Annotated in this window: 19 protein-coding genes; 5 read left to right on the top strand and 14 right to left on the bottom strand. The window is 67.9% G+C overall.

The window, feature by feature from the left end; translation table 11 throughout:
* The 6 genes from sufU to DB31_RS28720 are packed head-to-tail and all read right to left on the bottom strand — an operon-like array spanning window position 1 to window position 5,695.
* Window positions 1-453, bottom strand: coding sequence for a Fe-S cluster assembly sulfur transfer protein SufU (gene sufU, locus DB31_RS28695; RefSeq protein WP_044193265.1), 453 nt, complete (start codon window positions 451-453; stop codon window positions 1-3).
* Window positions 450-1,679, bottom strand: coding sequence for a cysteine desulfurase (locus tag DB31_RS28700; protein WP_044193266.1), 1,230 nt, complete (start codon window positions 1,677-1,679; stop codon window positions 450-452). The genes sufU and DB31_RS28700 overlap by 4 nt, the downstream gene beginning before the upstream one ends.
* Window positions 1,676-3,004, bottom strand: a complete 1,329-nt coding sequence (sufD, locus tag DB31_RS28705) for a Fe-S cluster assembly protein SufD (protein ID WP_044193267.1) — start codon at window positions 3,002-3,004, stop codon at window positions 1,676-1,678. The genes DB31_RS28700 and sufD overlap by 4 nt, the downstream gene beginning before the upstream one ends.
* The gene (gene sufC / locus DB31_RS28710; protein WP_044193268.1) at window positions 3,001-3,777 is read right to left on the bottom strand and encodes a Fe-S cluster assembly ATPase SufC; all 777 of its coding nucleotides are present in this window, start codon (window positions 3,775-3,777) and stop codon (window positions 3,001-3,003) included. Before sufC ends, sufD begins: the two co-directional genes overlap by 4 nt.
* 2 nt (window positions 3,778-3,779) lie before the next feature.
* Complete coding sequence (gene sufB, locus DB31_RS28715) at window positions 3,780-5,216, bottom strand: Fe-S cluster assembly protein SufB (protein ID WP_044193269.1); 1,437 nt, start codon at window positions 5,214-5,216, stop codon at window positions 3,780-3,782.
* Window positions 5,213-5,695, bottom strand: a complete 483-nt coding sequence (locus DB31_RS28720; protein ID WP_044193270.1) for an SUF system Fe-S cluster assembly regulator — start codon at window positions 5,693-5,695, stop codon at window positions 5,213-5,215. The genes sufB and DB31_RS28720 overlap by 4 nt, the downstream gene beginning before the upstream one ends.
* A 158-nt stretch (window positions 5,696-5,853) precedes the next feature.
* On the opposite strand from DB31_RS28720, the gene DB31_RS28725 reads away from it, so the two are divergent.
* Complete coding sequence (locus tag DB31_RS28725; protein ID WP_044193271.1) at window positions 5,854-7,047, top strand: ABC transporter substrate-binding protein; 1,194 nt, start codon at window positions 5,854-5,856, stop codon at window positions 7,045-7,047.
* A gap of 5 nt (window positions 7,048-7,052) precedes the next feature.
* On the opposite strand, the gene DB31_RS28730 is transcribed toward DB31_RS28725, so the two are convergent.
* Window positions 7,053-8,045, bottom strand: a complete 993-nt coding sequence (locus DB31_RS28730) for a FliH/SctL family protein (RefSeq protein ID WP_044193272.1) — start codon at window positions 8,043-8,045, stop codon at window positions 7,053-7,055.
* Window positions 8,046-8,177: 132 nt separating this feature from the next.
* Between DB31_RS28730 and DB31_RS28735 the strand changes: the two genes are divergently transcribed.
* Complete coding sequence (locus DB31_RS28735; RefSeq protein ID WP_157232227.1) at window positions 8,178-8,882, top strand: hypothetical protein; 705 nt, start codon at window positions 8,178-8,180, stop codon at window positions 8,880-8,882.
* 3 nt (window positions 8,883-8,885) lie between these two features.
* Here DB31_RS28735 and DB31_RS28740 read toward each other — a convergent pair whose 3' ends face one another.
* The 4 genes from DB31_RS28740 to DB31_RS28755 form a co-directional block, all read right to left on the bottom strand.
* On the bottom strand, window positions 8,886-10,421 hold the full coding sequence (locus DB31_RS28740) for a J domain-containing protein (RefSeq protein WP_044193273.1): 1,536 nt from the start codon (window positions 10,419-10,421) through the stop codon (window positions 8,886-8,888).
* Window positions 10,422-10,509: 88 nt separating this feature from the next.
* A complete protein-coding gene (locus DB31_RS28745) occupies window positions 10,510-11,307 on the bottom strand; it encodes a tetratricopeptide repeat protein (RefSeq protein ID WP_044193274.1) in 798 nt (265 codons plus the stop codon).
* Between the two features lie 33 nt (window positions 11,308-11,340).
* Window positions 11,341-12,546, bottom strand: coding sequence for a radical SAM family heme chaperone HemW (gene hemW, locus DB31_RS28750; RefSeq protein ID WP_044193275.1), 1,206 nt, complete (start codon window positions 12,544-12,546; stop codon window positions 11,341-11,343).
* Window positions 12,547-12,553: 7 nt separating this feature from the next.
* A complete protein-coding gene (locus DB31_RS28755; protein WP_205628578.1) occupies window positions 12,554-14,782 on the bottom strand; it encodes a coiled-coil domain-containing protein in 2,229 nt (742 codons plus the stop codon).
* Window positions 14,783-14,976: 194 nt separating this feature from the next.
* Between DB31_RS28755 and DB31_RS28760 the strand changes: the two genes are divergently transcribed.
* Window positions 14,977-17,574 (top strand): M16 family metallopeptidase, encoded by a 2,598-nt coding sequence (locus tag DB31_RS28760; protein WP_044193276.1) that lies wholly within the window; start codon window positions 14,977-14,979, stop codon window positions 17,572-17,574.
* Between the two features lie 77 nt (window positions 17,575-17,651).
* On the top strand, window positions 17,652-18,761 hold the full coding sequence (locus DB31_RS50040; protein WP_063769275.1) for a hypothetical protein: 1,110 nt from the start codon (window positions 17,652-17,654) through the stop codon (window positions 18,759-18,761).
* A gap of 40 nt (window positions 18,762-18,801) precedes the next feature.
* Here DB31_RS50040 and DB31_RS28770 read toward each other — a convergent pair whose 3' ends face one another.
* Window positions 18,802-19,677, bottom strand: coding sequence for a hypothetical protein (locus DB31_RS28770; RefSeq protein ID WP_276203658.1), 876 nt, complete (start codon window positions 19,675-19,677; stop codon window positions 18,802-18,804).
* 454 nt (window positions 19,678-20,131) lie between these two features.
* Between DB31_RS28770 and DB31_RS51685 the strand changes: the two genes are divergently transcribed.
* Complete coding sequence (locus tag DB31_RS51685; protein ID WP_075306254.1) at window positions 20,132-20,938, top strand: HNH endonuclease; 807 nt, start codon at window positions 20,132-20,134, stop codon at window positions 20,936-20,938.
* Here DB31_RS51685 and DB31_RS49740 read toward each other — a convergent pair.
* Window positions 20,890-21,219, bottom strand: coding sequence for a hypothetical protein (locus DB31_RS49740; RefSeq protein WP_044193279.1), 330 nt, complete (start codon window positions 21,217-21,219; stop codon window positions 20,890-20,892). The two genes, DB31_RS51685 and DB31_RS49740, sit on opposite strands and share 49 nt — an antisense overlap.
* A 218-nt stretch (window positions 21,220-21,437) precedes the next feature.
* Window positions 21,438-23,114 (bottom strand): DUF1501 domain-containing protein, encoded by a 1,677-nt coding sequence (locus DB31_RS28785; protein WP_157232228.1) that lies wholly within the window; start codon window positions 23,112-23,114, stop codon window positions 21,438-21,440.
* Between the last annotated feature and the right edge of the window lie 19 nt (window positions 23,115-23,133).

The raw sequence follows: 23,133 nt of genomic DNA on the forward strand, positions 1-23,133 counted from the left end.
CTACTCCGTCGAGATGGGATCGGCCTCGCCCCGCAGCGCCGCGCGCAGCGTGTGCCAGGCGAGGCTCGCGCACTTCACGCGCGCCGGGAACTCGCTCACTCCGGACAGGACGGCCAGCTTGCCCAGGGCCTCGGTGTCCACCTCGGCCGGGCCCTCCGTCACCAGCTTGTGCACCTGCTCGAAGAGCTGCTCGGCCTCCTCGCGCGTGCGGTCCTTCACCGCCCCCGTCATCAGCGACGCCGAGGCCCGCGAGATGGCGCACCCCTGTCCCTGGAAGCCGATGTCCCGGATGACGCCGCCCTCCACCTTGATGGTCACGGTGAGCTGGTCGCCGCACAAGGGGTTGTGGCCCTGGGCGCGGTGGTTGGCCCCCTCCACCTCGCGGAAGTTGCGCGGGCGCTTGCCGTGGTCCAGCACCACCTCTTGATAGAGGTCCTGCAGATCCGAGCTCATGCGAACACCTCCCGCACCTTGTGGAGCCCGCGCACGAGCGCGTCCACGTCCTCGCGGGTGTTGTAGAGCGCCATGGAGGCGCGCACGGTGGCCGCCACGCCGAAGCACTGCATCAGCGGCTGCGCGCAGTGGTGGCCCGTGCGGACAGCCACGCCCTCGCGGTCCAGGATGGTCCCCACATCATGCGGGTGAATGTCCTCCATGATGAAGGACACCACGCCCGAGCGCTCGCGGCCCTGGCCGAGGATGCGCACGCCCGGCACGGCCTTCAGCGCCTGCTCGGCGTAGGCCAGGAGCTCCCGATCATGAGTGGCGATGGCGTCCAAGCCCACCTGGCCCAGGTAGTCGATGGCCGCGCCCAACCCCACCGCGCCCGCCACGTCCGGCGTGCCCGCCTCGAAGCGGTACGGCACGCGGTTGTAGAGCGTCTTCTCCAGGGTGACGGAGAGGATCATGTCGCCGCCGCCCTGGTACGGAGGCATGGACTCCAGGTGCTCCTTCTTGCCGTAGAGCACACCGATGCCCATGGGGCCGAAGAGCTTATGGCCCGAGAAGGCGTAGAAGTCGCAGTCCAGGTCCACCACGTCGACAGAGAAGTGCGTCACCGATTGGGCGCCGTCCACCAGCACGGGGACTCCCCTGGCGTGAGCGCGGCGGATGATCTCCTTCACCGGCACCACCGTGCCCAGGGCGTTGGAGACATGCGTCACCGCGAGGATGCGGGTGCGCGGCGTGAGGAGCTCCTCCAGCCCGTCCAGCACGAGGTCCCCACGAGTATCCACGGGGATCTGCTTCAGCTTGGCGCCCACCTGCTCGCAGAGCATCTGCCAGGGGACGATGTTGGCGTGATGCTCCAGCGCGGTGATGAGCACCTCGTCACCGGGGCCGATGTTCTTCCGGCCAAAGGTCTGCACCACGAGGTTGATGGCCTCGGTGGTGCCGCGCACGAAGACGATCTCCTTGTCGCTCTTGGCGTGGAGGAAGCGGGCCACCTTCTCGCGAGCAGCCTCGAAGGCGGCGGTGGCGCGCTCGGAGAGGGTATGCACGCCGCGATGCACGTTGGCGTTGTCGTGCGTGTAGAAGTGCGAGATGGCATCAATGACGGCCTGCGGCTTCTGCGCGGAGGCCGCGCTGTCCAGGTAGACCAGCGGTCGGCCCCGCACCTCCTGACTCAGGATGGGGAAGTCCGCGCGCACTTTCGCTACGTCGAGTCCACCGCCACTCATGCCACCACCTCCGGCCGAGCCCCGCCCGGCAGCCGCCCCGCCACAAGTTGCTCCACCCGCGCCCGCAGGGGCTCCAGTGCCACCGCGCCCACCACCTCGCTGGCAAAGGCGTAGGTGAGCAGCCGCTCCGCCTCGGCGCGAGGGATGCCGCGCGCGCGGAGGTAGAAGAGGGCCTGCTCGTCCAGCCGGCCCACCGCCGCGCCGTGAGCGCACTTCACGTCATCCGCGAGGATCTCCAGCTGCGGGCGCGTGTCCACCAGCGCCTCCTCCGAGAGCAGGAGGTTGCGGTTCGTCTGGCTCGAGTCCGTGCGCTGCGCCTCGGGCCGCACGAGCACCCGCCCGTGGAAGGTGCCGCGCGAACGGCCATCGAGCACTCCTTTATAGAGCTCGCGGCTGGTGCACCGGGGCACCGCGTGGTCCAGGTCCGTGCGGTTGTCCAGGTGCTGCGAGCCGCGCCCTATGTAGAGGCCGTTCAGCACGCACTCGCCGCCCTCACCCGCGAACACGGAGTGGACCTCATTGCGCGCCAGAGCCCCGCCCAGCGCGAAGAGGTGCGAGGCCAGGCGGCTGTCCCGAGCCTGCTCCGAGTGGAGGCTCGCCACGTGGAAGGCCGCGTCCGGCTCCGCCTGGAGCTTGTAGTGGTGCAGCCGCGCGTTCTCCCCGAGCACCACCTCCGTCACCGCGTTGGTGAACGAGGCACCGCCCTCCACCCCGGCGTACAGCTCCACCAGCGCCGCCTCGCTGTTCGCTCCGGCCACCACCACGATGCGCGGGCTGGCCAGCACCGGTGAGGCGCTTGCACCGGACGACAAGAAGAGGAACTGCACCGGGCTCGGAGCCACGGCGCCGGGCCGCACCTGCATGAAGGCTCCTTCGTCCAGCAGCGCCGCGTTGAGCGCGACGAACGGATGGGCCTCCGCCTTGGCTCGCCGGCCCAGCACGGCCTCCAGCGCCTCGGCGTCCTCGCGCACAGCATCGCGCAGGGGCTTCACCGTCACGCCTGGGAACAACCCCTCCAGCGAAGACAGCTCCGCCGAGAGCCGCCCATCCACGAAGACGAGCCGGGGCCCCGGAAGGGCGAGCTGCTCCACCCGCGCCTTCAGCTCCAGCCTCCCGGCCGAGCCCGTGGGCGCGAACGGGCGCGAGACGATGGGCGCCACGTCCGTGTACTTCCAGTCCTCGTTCTTCGTGGAGGGGAAGCCCTGGCGCGAGAGCTGTGCGAGGCCCTGCTCCCGGAACGAGCGCAGCCACAGGGGCGACTCCGCCGCGCGCTCCTCCTGGAAGCGCTGCGCCACGTCGAGGTAGTGCTGGAGCCCCGGGCTCACGGGCGCGCCTCCGCACCGGCGGTCTTGCCCAGCTTGTCCACCCAGGCGTAGCCCTTCTTCTCCAGCTCGAGCGCCAGGTCCTTGCCGCCGGACATGACGATGCGCCCGCCCGCCATCACGTGGACGTGGTCCGGGACGATGTAGTCGAGCAGCCGCTGGTAGTGGGTGATGACGAGCATCGCCCGCTCCGGAGAGCGCAGCGAGTTCACCCCGCCCGCGACGATGCGCAGCGCGTCGATGTCCAGGCCCGAGTCCGTCTCATCGAGAATGGCCAGGCGCGGCTTGAGCACCGCCATCTGGAACACCTCGTTGCGCTTCTTCTCACCGCCGGAGAAGCCCTCGTTGACGGAGCGGTTGAGGAAGCCCTGGTCCATCTGCACCAGCTTCATCCGATCCTTGGCGAGCGCCAGGAAGTCCATGGCATCCAGCTCCTCCAGGCCCTGGGAGCGGCGCTGCGCGTTGAGCGCGGTGCGGAGGAAGTGCAGGTTGCCCACGCCCGGAATCTCCACCGGGTACTGGAACGCGAGGAACACGCCCGCCGTGGCGCGCTGCTCGGGCGAGAGGGCCAGCAGATCCTTCCCGTCGAAGAGCACCTCGCCCTGAGTCACCGTGTACGTCTCACGGCCCGCGAGCACCTGCGACAGCGTGCTCTTGCCCGAGCCGTTGGGGCCCATGATGGCGTGGACCTCGCCGGGCTTCAGCTCGAGGTTGATGCCCTTGAGGATCTCCTTGTCCCCAATGCGCGCATGCAGATTCCGGACGCTCAGCAACATGACTACCCCACGCTCCCTTCCAGGCTCACCCCGAGCAGCTTCTGCGCTTCCACCGCGAACTCCATGGGCAGCTCCTTGAAGACCTGCCGGCAGAAGCCATTGACGATCATCGACACCGCGTCCTCTTTCGAGATGCCTCGCTGCTGGCAGTAGAAGAGCTGGTCCTCGCCGATCTTCGACGTGGAGGCCTCGTGCTCCACCTGCGCGGACGCGTTCTTCACCTCGATATACGGCAGCGTGTGGGCGCCGCACAGGCTGCCCAGGAGCAGCGAGTCGCACTGCGTGTAGTTGCGCGCGCCCTCGGCGCTCTTCAGCACCTTCACGAGCCCCCGGTACGTGTTCTGCCCGTGGCCAGCGGAGATGCCCTTGGAGACGATGGTGCTCCGGGTGTTGCGGCCGATGTGCACCATCTTCGTGCCCGTGTCCGCCTGCTGGCGGTGGTTGGCCAGCGCCACCGAGTAGAACTCGCCCACCGAGTCATCCCCCTTGAGGATGACGCTGGGGTACTTCCACGTAATCGCCGAGCCCGTCTCCACCTGCGTCCAGGAAATCTTGGCCCGGTGGTGGGCGATGCCGCGCTTGGTGACGAAGTTGTAGATGCCACCGCGGCCCTCGGCGTCACCGGGGTACCAGTTCTGCACGGTGGAGTACTTGATGTTGGCCCCATCCAGCGCCACGAGCTCCACCACGGCGGCGTGGAGCTGGTTGGTGTCGCGCATGGGGGCGGTGCAGCCCTCGAGGTAGCTGACGGTGGCGCCCTCGTCCGCGACGATGAGGGTGCGCTCGAACTGGCCCGTGTCCGCCGCGTTGATGCGGAAGTAGGTGGACAGCTCCATGGGGCAGCGCACGCCCTTGGGCACGTAGCAGAACGAGCCATCGCTGAAGACGGCCGAGTTCAGCGCGGCGAAGAAGTTGTCCGAGTACGGCACCACGGTGCCCAGGTACTTCTTGATGAGCTCGGGGTGCTCGCGGACGGCCTCGGAGAACGAGCAGAAGATGACGCCCGCCTTGGCCAGCTTGTCCTTGAACGTGGTGGCCACGGACACCGAGTCGAACACGGCATCCACCGCCACGTTCTGCAGCAGCTTCTGCTCCTCCAGCGGAATGCCGAGCTTCTCGTAGGTGCGGAGAATCTCCGGGTCCACCTGGTCGAGGCTCTCCAGCTTGGGCTTCTGCTTGGGCGCCGAGTAGTAGCGGATGGCCTGGTAGTCGATGGGGTTGTAGTGGACCTTCTGCCAGCGCGGCTCCTTCAGGGTGAGCCAGTGTCGGTAGGCCTTGAGGCGCCACTCGAGGAGGAACTCGGGCTCGCCCTTCTTGGCGGAGATGGTGCGGACGACGTCCTCGTTCAGCCCGGGGGGCAGGGTGTCCGCCTCCACCGCGGTGACGAAGCCCGCCTCGTACTGGCGGCGCGTGAAGTCTTGAATGGTCTCGGTGCTCATGAGAGCCCTCCGGAGGTGCTGGGGCGCGCGGGCGTGTTCAGCCCGACGAGGCGCTCCACACGCGGGGTGGGAGCACACAGGTCGGCCAGGGTCAGCCGGCCCAGTGCGTCTTGGATGGCCTGGTTGATGACGCGCCAGTGGCCTCGGACGCGACACACGGACTCCAGCTCACAGGCGGCCTCGTTCGTGGACGAGTGCTGCACGCACTCGGTGATGGCCACGGGCCCTTCAAGGGCGGTGATAATCTGCGTGAGCGGGATGGCGGCAGCCGGGCGGGAGAGCCCATAGCCGCCCATGGCCCCCCGGTGGGACACGAGCACGCCGGCAGTCTGCAACCCCTTGAGCACCTTGCTCACCGAGGGCAGTGGCACCTTCGTGGCCTCGGCCAGCTCGCGGGCGGTGCGCGTGCTGCCCTCCTCCCGAGCGAGCTCGGTCAGCAGCACGAGGCCGTAGTCGGTCATCTTGCTCATCCGGAACATCCGGTACTCTCCTGGAGTGGGCTTGAGGCGCCCCGGCTTGCGCCGCCTCTCTACTTAAACAGTACTAAAACGGTCCACATTAAAATGGGAGGGGCCCTGGCTGGACGGCTGCCAGGGGGACATGTGAAGAGAGGGCGTTCCTTGGAGGAAGCCTGCCCATGCGCCGTCCCGTGTCGCTGTTGCTCGCTGCGCTGACCCTGGCCGTGGTGGCCTGCGAGAAGAAGTCGCAGCCCCCGCCTGCTCCCTCGACTCCTGCTCCTACGGCCGAGGCCCCGGCCACTCCTCCGGCGGCCTCGGACACCATTCTGATGGGTGAGGTGGGGAGCCTGACGGGCAGCGAGGCCACGTTCGGCATCTCGGCGCGCAACGGCATCGAGCTGGCCATCAACGAGGCGAACGAGGCCGGCGGGGTGCGGGGCAAGAAGGTGGCGGTGCGCGTCTATGACAGCCAGGGCAAGCCGGAGGAGGCGGCCCAGGCGGTGACGCGGCTGATTGCTCAAGACAAGGTGGCGGTGATCATCGGCGAGGCGGCCTCATCGGTGTCGATGGCGATGGCGGAGAAGGCGCAGGCGGCGGGGGTGCCTCAGATCACGTACACGTCGACGGCGCCCGAGGTGACGCAGAAGGGGGACTACATCTTCCGGGTGTGCTTCATCGATCCGTTCCAGGGCAAGGTGATGGCGAAGTTCGCGAAGGAGAACCTGAACCTGACCCAGGTGGTGGTGCTGACGGACAACAAGGCCGCGTACTCGATTGGCCTGGCGAAGGTGTTCATCGAGGAGTTCCAGAAGATGGGCGGCCAGGTGGTGGCGAACGAGAGCTACTCGAAGGGGGACACGGACTTCCGGGCGCAGCTGACGGCGATCAAGCGGGTGAAGCCGCAGGGCGTGTTCGTGCCGGGGTACTACACGGACGTGGGACTCATCGCGCGGCAGGCGCGGGAGCTGGGGCTGAAGGTTCCGCTGCTGGGCGGGGATGGGTGGGAGAGCGAGAAGCTGTTCGAGCTGGGCGGCTCGGCGCTGGATGGGAGCTACTTCTCGAACCACTACGCGCTGGACAACCCGGATCCGCTGCTCAAGGCGTTCGCGGAGAAGTACCAGAAGGCGTACGGGAGCCTGCCGGACAGCGTGGCGGCGCTGGCGTACGACGCGACGAAGCTGGCGATCGACGCGATGAAGCGGGCTCCGGATCTGTCGGGCAAGGCGCTGCGGGATGCGATTGCGGCGACGAAGGACTTCCCGGGGGTAGCGGGGAAGATCACCATCAACGCCAACCGGGATGCGGAAAAGCAGGCGGTGGTGCTGAAGGTGGAGAACGGGAAGACCCAGTTCGTCACCACCGTGCAGCCGTAGCGCGGCTACCGCTTCGCGCGCGGGCTGCGGGCCTTGAGACGCGGGCTCGAAGAACGGCCCGCGCGCTTGGGCGTCGGCTTGCGTTGGAAGAGTTCCTGGACAGACTTCGCCGTCACGGCCTGGCCGAGCCAGCGCTCAAGCTGGGCCCGCTCCGTACACGCCAGAATCCGTCGCTGGGCCGTGCCCTCTACAGCGAACCCACGGGCTTCCAGCACTTTGATGAGGGCCTGACGCTCGCCCTCCAAGTGTCCCTCCTGACGTCCCTGCTTCAACCCCCTCTCCAACCCCTTCTCCATCCCCTTCTCCATCCCCTGAGCCACGAACTTCCGGAAGAACTCGCTCTGGTACTCGTACTCGCCGCTCTTCATGATGGACTCCAAGACTCTGCGCACGGCCTCTCCTAGCGAGGAGAAGGCCAGGTCAAGGTAGAAGGTGGCTTGCTCACGAGCAAGGCCACGAGAAGAACTCGCCACGGCCTCGAACAGTCCCGGCGCTAGCTCCGGTTTCTGCCCGTGAGCCATGGCCGATAACACCGCCAACTCGGGAGAGTCTCCTGCTTCCCGCTTGCCCAGAAGCACGGGGATGGAGCGCGGCCCCGCGACCAACGGCTGGAGCACGAAGCCAGGATGCCCCAACAAGATGGGTTGAGCACACCAGTGGGCCACAGCTGGGTCTGGCGCCACCACCAGCAATACCGCAGGGCAATTCATCCGCGCGCGCAGGGTGGTCAAGTACACCGGCCAGCTCTTGCGCTTCCGCGTAGAGCGCGACAGCTGCACCTCCACGACGATAGCGAGGACGGGCCTGCCCTTCCTCAAGAGCACCACCAGATCTGCCCGATACTCGGTGGGCACCACCTGGGTGAACTCCGGGGACTCCACTCGAATCTCGGCCCAAGAGGGGAGCTCCATTCCCAACGGCCCTTTCAACAACTCGGGCGCCAGGGCCGGGTGGTTGCGAAACAAGCTCACCAGCCCGTCATGTTTCATGGATGCCATGACGCGGCACCCTACGTGGTACGTCTGACAGGCCAGGGCCTACCAGTCCCATGCGGTTTCATCGGCACTCCCCGTGCTGTGACCCGAAGGTGGTACAGCCTTCCTCCCATGGGTCCGGTACTCCACAGATCCATGCCATCGCTCAGGTCTCAGACCGCTCGGGCCCTCCCGGACACCCGGATCCTCCGGCAGCAGGTTCTCGCGGACGAGAACACCTCCGAGCTCGCACGGATGTTGGGCGTCTCCACCGACGAGTACCTCGATCACGTCGTGCACTTCCTCCGCCACACCCAAGAGGAGCCGGAGTTCTACATCGTCGAGGACTCGGATCTGCGCGCCATGGGACTCGAGCGCCCGGATCCCGAGGAGATGGGGCGCTTCGTCCTGGACGCCGCCAGCCTCGCCGAGGCCGCCGAGGGCAAGCTGGAGCTCGTCCCCGGCCTGGGCGTCGCGAAGTTCACCGGGTCGCCCTTCGGCAGGCTGTTGGTCAGCGTGGGGCTGTCCTCCGTCGAGGGCGGCCCCAGCAGCCGCCTCAACCAGGGGCTGGGCCGCCTCGGCAAGCTGGGCGGCGGCAAGCTGCTCGGCGCCTTCAAGGGCTTCGCCTCCCGCTTCCTCGGCCCCGTGCAGAGCTTCCTGAGCAAGCCGGGCCTCTGGGGGATCGCCGGGTTCCTTCAGAGCGCCAAGAGCCCCGAGCACCTGCTCTCCATGGCCCGCATCCTCTTCGCCGCACGCCAGCGCGCCGCTACGCCGGATGACACCACCCGCCACCTCATCCAGCACAACCTCATGCAGCTCTTCGCCTACCGCCACGCCCAGATGACCGCGCCCGCCTCCTGAGCCTCACCGCTTCGCTGCGTTCTTGATCGTCTCCTGGATCAGGTCCACGTAGCGCCGGTTCTTCGGGTTCAGCTTGAACGCCTTGCGGTACGCATCCTCCGCCTGCGCCCACTGGCCCTCTCCGCGGCTCACCTCGCCCAGGAAGAACCACCCCTCTTCCAGCCCCGGCTCCTGGCGCAGCACGTCCGTCAGCTCCTGCACCACCAGCTTGCCGTGCACCTCCGGTTTCATCAGGTACCGCGCCCACGCCCGGTAGGACAGGTGCAGCGGCCGCGGCTCGATGTCGCACGCGTACTCGAAGTACTCGAACGCCCCCGAGAAGTTGCGCGCCTCCAGCCGCTGCTTGCCCTGCTCGAACTGTGTCCGCCCGTCCAGCAACTCCGTCTTGATGCGGAACTGCTCCGCCGTCGACGGCCGTCCCGTTGCCCCTCGCTCCTTCTCCCGCGCCGCCGCCCGCCGCTTGCGCCACAGCGCCGCCAGGTCTGGCTCCGACAACACCCCAAACGCCCGCCCGTACGCCGCCAGCAGCACCTCCGCCTTCTCCTTCAAGTCCGGAGTGTTGAAGCGCAGCGGGTTGAACTTGTCCGCCATCGACAGGAACGCCTTGCGCAGCGCCAGTGGCTGCACGTCCTCCGGCACTCCCAGCAGCCCGAACGGATCCTGGCTCCGGTGCGACATGAACGCGCTCATCAGCGCGTTGCGCGCCGCCTCGTCCTCGTCCGAGAACGGCGTCCCCGAGGGCACCGCCGCCTTCACCGGCTCCGGCTCCACCACCACCGGAGCCGCAGGTGGAGGCGCAGACGCCACCCGCTCGTCCACCGAGTCCGCGAAGTCCACCACCCCCACGATGCACAGCGCGTACAGCCGCCGCAGCGCGGTCTCCGTGTCGTAGCTCGTCTGCTGCAACAGCTCCGCGAACGTGGGCCGCGCCTTCAGCGCCTGGAACAGCCGCGCGTCCTTCGCCGACAGCTTCGGCCCATCCACCCCCGGCACCTGCGCGAAGCGCCGGTCATCTGTGAAGGTGAAGTGCGTGGCCACCGCGTCGAACGGCATCATGTTCGCCACGCCCGTGAGGATGAGCTGCGCCGTGTTCGTCCGCACGCTCGTGGCCGGCTGCTCCACGTCCGCGATCAGCTTGTACTTTGCCTCTGTCCACCGAAAGCAATCCAGCAGGCTCATCCCCAGGTTCGCCTGCAGCTGCTTGTACAAATCGAACGGGCTGATCAGCCCCTTCTGCACCAGCAGCGCCCCCATGTCCTGCCCCGTCTGGATGCTCTCCGAGAGCGCCTTCTGGTAGTCCACCTCGCTCAGCCGCCCCTTCTCCACCAGGAACTTGCCCAGCGTCTCGTGCAGCAGGTTCGACACGCACGCTACAGGCGCGCCGTCCTCGAACGTGATGCGCTTCTCGCGCTGGCGCACCCTCAGCTCCAGCGTGCAGGTGCGCTCCTCCACATCCAGCGCGTGCAGCAGCAGAGGCAGAGGCAGTTCCGAGAGCGTCCCCTCACGCTGGCGGAGCACATGGGATGGAGCGGGGAACATCGGTGGCCTCAGCGAGTGAGTCGATCCAGAAGTCTACGAAAGCCGAGTATAATGGTATCAACCCTGAATCACAGCGCCACGCGTCTTCCTATTCCTCATCCGTGGCGTATGGATCCGCGTACGGGTTGGCGTACGGGTCGTCCATCGGCGGATGGAGCGTGCTCAGTGCCCGGTAGCCCAGCACCAAGACCACAAGGGCAATGATCCCATAGGTGATGGGACGGCTGGGACGGGCCCTCCAAGCCCACATCCGCTCGCGGCGGCGCTGGAAGCCCGGTGCCGCCACGTAGTCCTTCCAGGCCTCGTCGCGCATCAGCGCCGCGTCCGCGTCCCGGCCCGCCTTGTCCAGTGCCTTGGCCAGCAGCGTCCGCCCTTCAATCGAGCCGTTCCGCCCCTTCACGAAGCGCTCCAGCGCCTCGATGGCGCCTGCCGTGTCCCCCTGCGCCAGCCGCAGCCGGCCGCGCTCCAAGTCGAGGGAGCCCTGGCGGTAGTCCGGGTTCAGCTTCTCCGCCTCGCTCAGCAGCAGCTCGCCCTTGGCCTTCTCCCCCGCCCCCAGGTACGCCACCCCGAGCAGGAAGAGCGTGTCCACGTCGTCGTCGCCCGCCTCCAGGTTGGGCTTCAGCAGCTCCACCGCCTGGGCATAACGCCCCTGCCCCACCCGCAGCTCCGCCAGCTCGAAGCGGGCCCGGCGATCGTGCGTGTTCGTCATCAACGTCCGCTCGAGCTGCCCAGCGCGCCGCCACCGGTGGATGAAGCGCAGCGGGCGCGGCAGGAGCTGGAGGGTGAACCGGTCCATCATCCACAGGGCCCCGAACACCAGCACCAGCGACAGCAGCGGGCTGCCGGTGAGCATCGAGACGACCATCCACAACATCCACGTGCTCATGCTTCGCCGTTCCCTCCCAAGAGCCTCTCTACCTCAAATCAGCCGCGCGGAAATGGCGCTGTGCAGATCCGCCCCCGCGTCCGTCAACACCAGCCGCCCGCCCTGGAGCGTCGCCAGCCCGTGCGCCACCAGCCGGGTCACCTCGGCCCGCCGAGGCGCCGGGTCCTGCCCGTACGCCGCGCACACCGCCTCCCAGTCCACCCCCGAGCGCAGCCGCAGCCCCATCGCGAGCCGCTCCGCGAACAGCTCCTCCGCGCTCAGCTCCTCGCGGCTCGCCTCCGGCAACGTCCCCTGCTCCACCGCGCGCAGGTACGCCTCCGCGCTCCGCAGGTTCACGTACCGGTGCGGAGCGGGCACGTGCAGCATGCCCGTGGCGCCCACGCCCAGCGCCAGGTACTCGCCGCCGGTCCAGTACAGCGCGTTGTGCCGGGAGGCGTAGCCCTCCCGCGCGTGGTTGGAGATTTCATACCGGTGCAGACCGTGCGCTCCGTACACCTCGCGCACGGTGGCGGCCATCTCCACCACGTCGTCGTCCGAGGGCAGCGCCACCTCACCCCGCACCAGCCGCTTCGCCAGTGGCGTGTCCTCCGCCAGCACCTCGCGCTCCAGCGTCAGCGCATAGGTGGACAGGTGCTCCGGCTCCAACGTCACCGCGCGCCGCGCATCCGCCTCCACCTGCGCCCGCGTCTGCCCGTGGACTCCATAGATGAAGTCCATCGACACCGCCTCGAAGCCCGCGCGCCGAGCCATGCGGAATGCCGCCTCCGCCTCCTGCCCGTCATGCGCGCGGCCGAGCGCCTTCAACGTCTCCGGCTGGAAGGACTGGACGCCGAGCGAGAGCCGGTTCACCCCCGCAGCCTGGAAGCCTGCATACCGCTCCGCGTCCGCCACCTCGGGGTTGGCTTCCAGCGAGACCTCCGCCTGGGGCGCTACCGGCAACCGAGCAGCAATGCCCTCGAGCACCCTCGCCACCCACTTCGGGTGCCACAGCGAGGGCGTGCCCCCTCCGAGGAAGATGGACTCCAGCGTCCGCTTCCGGAGCTCCGGCGTGGCCTCCAGCCGCGCGTCCAGCTCCCGGAGGACGGCGTGGGCGTAGCGCTCCTCTGGCACCTGGCGCGCCACCGCCACGGCGAAGTCGCAGTACGGGCACTTCGCCAGGCAGTACGGAAAGTGCAGGTACAGCCCGAAGCGGGCCGCTGCCATTCCAGTATGGGGATCGATGGGCGCGGAGAACGGCATGGGGTGGCTACTTCTTGCCACCCTTCAACTGCGCCTCGAGGCGGGCCAATTTCGCCTTGTAGGTCGCCGCCGCCTCAATGGCGGACTCGGCTGCCATCAGCTTCTTCTTCATGGCCGCCACATCCGACTTGAGCTTGTCGCGCTCAGCGATGAGCTCGGCCGAAGCCGCTCCCCCGCCCGCCGCTGGGGCCGCCGAGGCCGCACGCGCCTGCTCCAGCTCCTGCTCCAGGCTCGCACGCTGGGTCTGCTCCAGTTGCAGCGCCGACTCCAGCTCGGCCATGCGCTGCTCCAGGCTCTCTTTCTCGGCCTGCTGCGCCTGCAGTGAGGCCTCCACCTGCGCCAGCTTCTGGCCCATGGCCCCCTGGCCGCCCTTCTCGGACTTCAGCGCCGCCTCCGCCTGCGCCAGCTTCAGCTCCAGCGTGGTGCGGGCCTTGGTCGCCTCGGCCTCGGCCTTCTTCGCATCGGCCTCCGCCTTCTTGAGCGTCTTGAGGGTGTTCTCGTTGGCCGCCAGGTCCGCCGCCGCCTTCTTCGTGGCAGCCGCAGCGTCGCGCTTGGCCGTCTCCAGCGCGCCCTCCAGCATCTTCAGGCGCTGCTCGAGCTTCGTGACCTTGTCGTCGGCATCCCCGCGCGCCTCCTCATGAGACTGGAGCGTCAGCTGCGTGGACTGCAGCGCCGACTCCGTGGACGCGAGCGTCTGCTTCACCGTGTCCAGCTGCGCCACCACGTCGTCGCGCTCGGCCCGCGCCACCGCGAGTGCCGTCTGCAGCTCCTCGACCTGGGCCTCCGCGTTGTGCACCGTCTCGGTCAGCGCGGTGGTGTCCGCATCGAGGCGGTCCCGCATCGCCACCTGCTCGGCCTCGCTGGCCTCCAGCGCGCCCTTGAGCGAGGACACCTCCAGCTCGGCCGTCTGGGCCCGCTCGGAGAACGAGGCCACCTCGGACTCCAGGCCACGCACCTTCTCCTTGAGCGTGGCCACCTGTCCCTCGGCCATCTCCGCGCGGCCAATGAGCGACCCGGCCTCAGCCGTGCGGGCGGAGAGCGCGGCACGCACGCCCACCAGGTCCGCGTCCTTGAGCGCCGCCGTGCGCTCCAGCTCGGCGATCCGCGTCTTCTGCTTCTTCTGGTCAGCCTCGAGCGCTTCGACCTGCACCCGCGCCGCCATCAGCTCCGAGCGGGCCTCGTCCCGCTCCGCCTCCACCAGCTGGGCGCGGGACTGCGCCTCCTCGAGCGAGCTGCGCGACCACTCGCTCTCGCTCTCCAGGGCGCTCAGGCTGCCGTTGGCCTCGGCCAGCGCCGTCTCCAGCTGGCTGTTGCGTAGCTGCTGCTCGTCGCGCTCCGTCGCCAGCGTGTCGCGCTCGGCGGCGTAGGCGTCCCGCTCCGTGGTGGCGGTGGTGAGCTCTTCGGTGAGCCGCTCCACGTCCGCCAGGGCGGCCTGGAACTGCTCCTGCACCGCCTCCATGGTGCCCTGGGCCTCGGACTTCTCCGCGGCCAGGTCCGCCACGCGGTCCTGCGCCAGCGAGAGGGCCTCCTTGGCGCCAATGAGCTCCTCGGCCAGGGCCGCGCGGGCCTCCCGCTCCGAGCGCAGGTCGTCCTGGAGCCGCGGCAGCTCCGCCTCCACGTTGAGCAGCGCGCGGGACAGATCCTTGCGGTCCGCCTCCATCGCCTCCAGCTCGCCCTGGGCCTCGGCCAGCTTCGTCTCGGCCGTAGCGGCGCGCTTCTCCAGGCGCGCCTTCTCCTCCTGCACCTGGGCCAGCTTCAGCGGCAGGTCCTTCAAGCCGCCAAGCTGGCCGCGGACCTCCGTGATTTCCTTCTTTGCGGCCGCGAGGTCCTGGGTGAGCTGCGCCACGGACTGGCGCTGCGCGTTGGCCTCGGTCTCCTTCTCCGAATAGAGCGAGCGAGCGCGGGCCAGCGTCTCCGTCTTCTGCTTGAGGACCTGACGGAAGAACTCGAGCTTCTCCTCGGGCGCCGCGCCCATGGGGAGGCGGGGCTCGGAGGGCTCACCGAAGGGGTCTCCGCCCGGCACGGCGCGGTTGGCCCTCAGTGGGTTGGCCACACCGGACTGACTCCCCGTGGGAATGGGGGCGGGAGCGGCCGAAGCCGCCTTACGCGGAGGTAGCGGGGGAGGAGCCACCGCCGGTGCGGGTTTGGTGGCCGTGGAGGGGACCGATGGACTGCCCCCATCCAGGCTCTCGCGCAGGTCCGCCAGCGGATCCAGCTCTTCCAGGGGCGATGCCATGAGGCTCGCAGGTTATCGCCCGTGGGGGCACTTCTCCAAATACACATGAGGTGTAAGGAGCGCCTGCCCCCCTGCCCGCGCCCTAGACGTTCAAACGGATCGCCTCGGGCCGGGCCGGACGTTAGGCAGTAGGGAATCACCATACGCTCCGTCTTGCTTCCGTGCAGGGCTGGTGCCAGCTTCGGACACCTCCTATGACCCTCCGCTATGCGCTCCCCAACGGTCTGACCGTCATCTTCGAAGAGCAGCATGCCGCCAAGGTGGCGGCCTTTCAGGTCTGGGTGAAGGTCGGCAGCGCCGACGAGCGCCCGGACCAGGCGGGCCTGGCCCACCTCCACGAGCACATGCTCTTCAAGGGCACGGAGCGCCGGAGGCCCGGAGAAATCGCCCGGGACGTGGAGGCCCACGGCGGAGAAATCAACGCCTGGACGTCCTTCGACCAGACGGTCTACCACATCGTCATCGCCAGCCAGTTTGCCCGGATGGGGTTGGACATCCTGGGCGACGCAGTGCGGCACTCGGCGTTCGACCGGGAAGAGCTGGCCCGGGAAATCGAGGTGGTCTGCGAGGAGATCAAGCGCAGCCAGGACACCCCGTCCCGGCGGGCCTCGCGGGACTTGTTCGCCACCGCGTACCAGGTGCACCTGTACAGCAAGCCCGTCATCGGCACGGAGGAGAGCGTCCGAAGCTTCACCCGGGAGAAGGTGCTGGAGTTCTACCACCGGTACTACTCGCCCAAGAACCTGGTGCTCTCGGTAGTGGGAGACCTGCGCGAGGCGGACGTCCGGCAGTGGGTGGATGAAATCTTCGGTGGGGACTGGGGGCGGCCCTTCGAGGGGCTGGCGCCGCGCGCCCAGGAGCCTGCCGCCACGGGCCGTCGGCTGCTGCTGCGCGAGGATGACGTGAAGGAGGGCTACCTCCACCTGAGCTTCGGCATCCCCCAGGCGGAGCACCCGGATGTGCCCGCGCTGGACATGCTGGCGATGCTGGCGGGCCAGGGCGACTCGTCGCGGCTGGTGGTGGAGGTGAAGCACAAGCAGAGCCTCGTCAATGACATCCACGCCTCGGCGTACACGCCGAGAGACCCAGGCCTGTTCAGCGCGTCCGTCACCGTGCCGCCGGCAAACGTGGCGAAGGCGCTGGAGGAGACGGCGCGGGTGCTGGCCGAGCTGCGCGTGCGCCCGGTGTCCGCGGATGAGCTGGCCACGGTGAAGGCGCTGGTGGAGGCCGAGGCCGTGTACCAGCGCGAGACGGTGCAGGGCATGGCGCGGAAGATGGGCTACTACCAGTCCTCCATGGGCGGGCTGGAGGCCGAGGAGCGCTACTACCAGGCGGTGGCGCGACTGACGCCCGAGGACATCCGGGACGTGGCGGAGCGGTACCTGCGCTTCGACCGGGCAGTGGTGACAGGGCTCTTGCCACCCGGCACGGGGTTCACGGCGGCCCAGGCGGAGCAGATCCTCGACGCGGTGGCGCAAGAGGCCCCCACCCTGAAGCCCGAGCGCCGCGTGCGCCGGCCTGAGAACGATGTGCCCATGCGGGTGGTGCCCTCGCGCACGAGCACGGGGGAGATCATCCAGGAGACGCTGCCCTCGGGGGCGAAGATCATCGTTCGCCCGGAGCACGGGGTGCCGCTGTTCGCGGTGCGCGCGGCGTTCCTGGGCGGGCTGCGCTACGAGACGCCGGCGAACAACGGGCTGACGACGCTGCTGGGCCGAAGCCTCACGCGGGGCACTCGCACGCGGGACGCGGAGGAGATCTCCCAGCTGGTGGACGCGTACGCGGGCTCGCTGCAGGGGGTGGGCGGGCGCAACTCGGTGGGAGTGCGCGGGGAGTTCCTCTCACGGCACTTCGACGCGGCCTTCCGCCTCTTCGCGGACTGCGTGGTGGAGCCAGCGTTCCCCGAGGAGGAGGTGGCGCGGGAGCGGAGGCTGCTGCTGCAGGACATCCTCACCCGGGAGGACAAGCCGTCGGGGCTGGCGTTCGACCTGTTCGCGAAGACGCTGTACCGGGCGCACCCGTACCGGATGCAGGCGCTGGGCGAGCCCGGGTCGGTGGAGGCACTGGGGCCCGAGGCGCTGCGGGACTACCACGCCTCGTACATGGATCCCTCGCAGCTGACGCTGAGCGTGGTGGGGGACGTGAAGGTGGACGAGGTGATGGCGTTGGCGCGCGAGTACTTCGGCAAGCCTCGGGGTAAGGCGAAGAAAGCGCCCAGCGTGGTGACGGATGCGCCTCCGGAGGCGCCTCGGCAGGAGAAGCGGGTGTTGGCGCGGGCGCAGTCCCACGTGGTGTACGGGTTCATGGGCCTGCGGCTGACCGAGCCGCAGCGGCACGCGCTGGAGGTGCTGTCCATGATGCTGTCCGGGCAGGGCGGGCGGCTCTTCGTGGAGCTGCGGGACAAGCGCTCCATGGCGTACAGCGTGAGCTGCTTCACGCTGGAGGGCCTGGATCCGGGGTACTTCGCCACGTACATTGGGACGAGCCCGGAGAAGGTGAACGACGCCATCGCGGGCATCCGGACGGAGCTGGCGCGGGTGCGGGACGAGCGGGTGCCCGAGGAGGAGCTGGCGCGGGCGCGGCAGCACCTCATTGGGACGAACGCGATTGGGCTGCAGCGCAACGCGGCTCGGGCGGCGCTGCTGGCGCTGGACACGTGCTACGGGACAGGGCTGGAGAACTTCCTGCACTACTCGGAGCGCATTGCGGCGGTGACGGCGGACGAGGTGCGCGAGGTGGCCCGGCGCGTCATCGACTTCGATCACGGCGCGATGGCCATCGTCGGGCCGTGAGCGGGGCCTGAGCCGCTTGGCCCTTTGCTGGGGGCGGAGGTTGAACGAGACTGCCGCGGTTCTTCCGGGAGGAATGGATGGGAATCGCGGAGCGCAAGGCAGCCAGCGAGTTCGAGGAGACGATCTACCCGAAGCTGAAGAAGGAGCTCGACGCCGCGGCGCACTTCGAGGTGCCGGTGGAGGTGGACTGGAACACGCTGGCGGTGGAGGGCTACCAGCACCTCTATGAGGAGGCGTGGCCGAAGATCTACTTCACGCCACTGATTGGGGCGCTGAAGGCCATCGCGGTGGACGCGCTGGGCCAGGAGGTGCTGCGAGGTGCGCTGAAGCGCGTGGTGATCCGCAACACGACGGGAGCGTCTTCGGGCTCGAGCATGGTGAGCTTCCAGGACGGCGTGCTGACGCTGGACCACGAGCCGGCGTCGAATGTGGACAGCATCGACGACCGCCAGGAAGCCATCCAGAAGGTGCTGGAGGCGGCGCCCGAGGACGTGCACGTGGAGGATCCTCTCGCGGCGTTCCTGGAGTGGAAAGCGCACGGGGTGGACGCGACGCTGGCTGTGCTTGAGCGGCTGTCGTGGCGCCAGCAGGCGGGCATTCCCGTGCTGCTGCCGCGGGTGACGCTGCTGATGCGAGGCGGGCGCGGAGTGACGGGCATCCTGCGGGAGATCATGGAGGACCGCCGCGAGGGCCGGAACGTGCTGCTGTGGGTGCCTCGGGAGAGCGGCGTGCCATACGACGATCTGATCATCGTCCCGGTGAACACGATCGAGGCCATCTCAGTGCATGACTCTCGGGCATTCGGAGCGCTGCGGAGAGATGCATCCGGGACGCCCTCGGTGCTGGAGCTGCGGCGCCGGATGGCGGCGCTGGAGACGCAGCTTCGGGGACAGTTGGAGACCTCGGTCAGCGTGGTGCTCGCGTCAGGGGTGCAGACAACGTCCGCGAAGGAGCTCCGGGCGCTGGCCTTTCTGGCGGATCGGGCCCGCGAGGTGCTGGAGCCCTTGTCCAAGGACAAGGTGGGCAAGGCGGCGCTGCGCGAGAAGGTGCAGCGCATCCAGCTGGGCGTGTCCGAGAACAAGGGCATCTCGGTGACGGGCTCCACGCTGGAGCTGAACACCGGCCGCCGCCCCGTGGATTGGTACACACGCTCGGAGCTGGAGGAGGCCATCCAGTCCGCGCTGTAGCCAAGCTCGGAGCCTGGGGACTCCGGTCCCGCTTGCTGGCCTAGCGAGCCTCGGGCTGGGTCACAGGCCCAGGCTCGAAGAGCTCCTGAACGGACTGCACCACTACGGCCTTGCGGATCCAGAGTTTGAGCTGAGAGGGGTCCTTGCAGTTCAGGATGCGTTGGCGCGCCTCCGCATCCACCTCAAGGCCCCGAGCGTCAAGCACTTCGAACACGGCTGTCCGCTCGCCCTCATAGAGCCCCTCCTCACGCCCCTCCTCACGCCCTTGGGCTACATACTTCCGGGCAAATTCGCTCTGGTACTCATAGTTGCCTCGTTTCATCAGGTCCTCCAGGGCGACGCGAGCCGCCGCGCTGAGCGATGACATCGCTAAATCAACGTAAAGGCGGACGCGCTCGGTATCAAGGCCCCTCACCGCCGCCATGACTGTCTTGACGATGGAGGCGCCTACCTCCTCGTGGCCATGTGCCATGGCAGACAGCACCGCCAGTTCTGGATCATCGCGAGCAACCTGCTCCTCCAGGATGACTGGAATCGAGTTTGCCCCCATCACGAGAGGCCTGAGCGTGAACTCCGGATGCCCCAGGTCGATGGGCTGTCCACACCACCGTGCCACCGAGGCGTCCGGAGCGACCACCAGCAGCGCGGTGGGACACTTCACCCGTGAGCGGAGGCTGGTGAGGTACAACGGCCAGCTCATGCGCTTGTCCTCATCCCGTGACAGCTGCACTTCCACGACGATGGCGAAGACGGGCTTGCTGTCCGAGAGGAGGACCACCAGATCGGCCCGGTACTCGGTGGGCACCACCTGGGTGAGCTCTGCGGATTCCACCCGCGCCTCGGTCCACGGAGGCAAGCTCAGGCCCAGCGTGTCGCGCAGCAACTCCGGCGCCAGCGCAGGGCGGTTGCGAAACAAGAGCAAGAGTCCTTCGTGCTGCATCGAAGCCATGGCTCAGCAACGTAGGAGATAGGTCTGACAACTGCCGACCTCACTGGTTGGGGCGGCGATCTTGTGCTCCACTTCTGGAATGGCCTCGTTGCGGATCGACGGGTGACGCATGCCCGTACACACTCCATCGTTGGACCTGCCCGGCGACTCCACCTGCCTCGACTGCGAAGGAAGGGGCTGGCTGCACATGACCAGCGGTTTGCATGGGCGCCAGATTGAGCGCTGTGACTCGTGCCGCGTCTTCGGCATGGACGAACAGGCAGAGGCAGTGCACGACCAGGTCTGCGGCTGCTCGTGGGCCGGCTCCGAAGAGGATGCAATGGACAGTTGATGTCAGCCAGGAAGCGCCTCACTTCAAGACCGCGAGAGCCAACCCCTCGGGTTCTTCACTCTCTTCCCTTGAAAACCTTCACTCTGGAGGATGGAGCCACAACGGGCTTGGCTGGCGCTCTCCCTGGGTGCGGAACGCGAGTACGCAGGGAACGTGGGGTACGCCGATGAGCTGGACCGATGCAGGGAAGGTCACACGTTCGAGACCCCCAAGATTACCTCCGAGCCCTGTACCCACTTCGAAGCCCACTTTGAGGGCACATGCTTCCCAGTTCCAGGGCGCATCCCTGTTCAAGAGGTGCGCAAGGCCTGCCCACGGTTCAATGGGCAACTGGCCATTCAAGCATTGGATCTGGAGCGCTTGGATGGCAAAGCCGCGCTCCTCCGCACCCTGTCAGCGTCACTCCAGCCCTCGCACCAGGAACCCTTGTTGTTCGCGCACGATGCCGCAGAAGACGCTTACGTCCCCAACGAACTGGACGAGCGCACGGTGCTCAAACGTCAGATCCGTGCACGGCGAGGACAAGCCACGTTCCGCCAAGCGCTCCGAGAGCGCTTCGACGACACGTGCCTCGTCACCCGTTGCAAGCTTCCGGATCTGCTCGAAGCAGCCCATATCTCTCCCTACCGAGGCCAGAAGGATCACCATCCATCGAATGGGCTCCTCCTGCGCGCGGACATCCACACGCTCTTCGATCTGGACCTCCTCGGGATTGACCCGGCGACGCTGCAAGTCCACCTGCACCCGAGGCTCCATGGCTTGGGGTATGACGCCTTTGCAGGGCAGGTGCTAGCATGCAACCCCCACCATCTGAGCCGAGAAGCGCTGGAGTCCCGCTGGGGTCTTTTTCAGGCCAATCTCCCAGCGGTGGGCTTCGCCCCCAGAGGAGAAGCCTGAAAACGATCCTCGTGAAGTGCGGGGTCCTGACCAGGGTCCTCGGGCTCGTAGCGCTCTAGGAACCACTGGATGGAGCTCGCACGGTCGAAACCCTCTTCATAGCGGAAGATGACAAGGCCCGATTCTCTGCGCACTACCTCGACGCACCAGGGTCGTGGCTCGACGCACTTGATGCGCCACCACGCTCCCGGCTTCAGGTGCTGCTCAAGGTCGGCGAGGAGGGCGCTGCTCTCTGGCTGCAACTTCGCCTCTTGCTGCTTCTCGCTTTCGGCAGTGCCCATGGGCCCCCAAAAGTGGGCTTGCCCCGGTTGGTTTCGTGGACAGGGGTCTTATATTGCCAACCTATCAGGTAGGGCGGCCCTCTCATAGTCCCAAGGCTTCAAGTAGCCCAGGCTCAAGTGCCGACGCTTCCGGTTGTAGAAGACCTCGGTGTGCTCTGGGCTGTCCACTCCACCCAAGCTCAGCCTACCCCGAGAGTAGGCAGCTGTCAGCGCACCCCTCAGGGCTTCTTCACGAACGTCATCGCGGGGCGGTCGTTCTTGCCCTTCCCCGCCGCGCGCAGCGCCGCCGGATCCAGCCCCGACAGGTGCAGCGCCGTCGAGTACACGTGCCCCGGATCCGAGATGTAACTGTTCGGGTTCTTCGTCCGCCCCGAGATCAACAGCCCCGTGTCCGGATCGTACGCCGGGTCCAGCGTCCCGTCCGGCATCATCGGGATGCCCTCCAAGGACACGCTCCCCACTCGCCCAAACTGCGAGTTCCCCTTCACCGTCCCGCCCAGGAACGCCACGCTGTTCACTCGCCAGTGCTGGCAGCAGTCCTGGGCCATGATCTCGTCGTACTTCTGCGTGTCCGTCAGCCCCGCATTCGCCAGGATCGCTTCCACGTCCCCGCTGATCGTCCGCCCCATCTCCGACGCCAGCACGATCGTCGTGTAGTCGAAGTAGCTCTTCCCCGACGTCCCGTACTGCGTGTTCTTCAGCCGCGTCACCAGCGCCTTCAGCGGATTCCACAGGTTGCGCCGCATCGTCGCCGCCTGGTCCGTCTGCCCCAGGTTGCTCATGATCGACCGGCGATCCCGGTGCGAGTCGAACAGCCGCAGGCCCCGGTTCTCGATGAAGAAGCCGATCGACAGCCCCTTCGTCATCATCTCGTACGCCATCAGCGCCTGGACGTTCGTGTTCGGCGTCTCCTTCGAACGCGCCGGGTTGCCGTTGATCGACGCCGACTCCGTCGTCTCGTCCGCCGCCGCCACTCCGAACTCGGCCCGCAGCGTCGCGTCCGTGAACATCGTCTGCGGGTTGATGGTGACGCCCGTCCCTCCCGTCAGCGCCCGGTGAATCGTCAGCGCCGAGGAGAACGCCCGCACCGACTCACCGTTCTTCTCCGCCAGGAAGTTCGACTGCAGGTTGTCCGTGAACTGGCGAATGCGCGCGTTGCGCTGCCCCTGCGACACGCTCCCCAGCGACATCAGCCGGTTGCGCATGTCCGCCGGCGTCTTCCCGTACAGCGTGTGCGCGTGCACCGGCCCCAGCTTCTCGTAGTACCCCGTCCCCTCCGGGTACGACGGAATCGACAGCTCCCCGTCCGACAGCCACCGGTGCCAGCTCAGGTGCGGCAGCAGGTACCCGTTGCCGTACGCCTCGCAGAACGCCTGCATCACCGTGCGCTCGACCGGCTGCCGGTACGCCGACAGCGACGCGCTGTAGCGCCCGTAGTGGTACTCCCACCGGCCACCCGAGTGGAACGTGTTCCCGTTGTGGCTCGACACCACCGCCATGTTCGGGAACAGCGGCACCCCGTCCTCCGCCAAATAGCCGTACTGGATGCCCCCCGAGGTGCGCGGCGGGTTCAGCGGGCTCGTGCCGTAGCTCTTCGGCCGGTACTTGTGCTGGCTCCACGTCGGCGCGGGCCGCAGCGTCCCCGCCGGAATCGAGCGCGTCGCGTCGTTCGGCGTGTGCACCGGGTTGAACATCGAATACCCGTCCCAGCCTCCCTCCTGGAACCAGTAGATGAGGAAGCGCGGCTCGGCGGCGAGCTCCGCCGCAGCGGCCTCGGCGATGCCCAGCTCCTTCTTCGTCCCCGGCACTCCAAAGCTCCGGAAGAAGCGGAGCCAGTCCAAGGTGCTGATCGCGGTGCCGGCCATCGCACCAGCAAGGAATTGACGGCGGTTCATGGTGCGCGTCCCCGTGGGC

The sequence above is a fragment of the Hyalangium minutum genome, assembly GCF_000737315.1.
Lineage (GTDB): Bacteria > Myxococcota > Myxococcia > Myxococcales > Myxococcaceae > Hyalangium > Hyalangium minutum.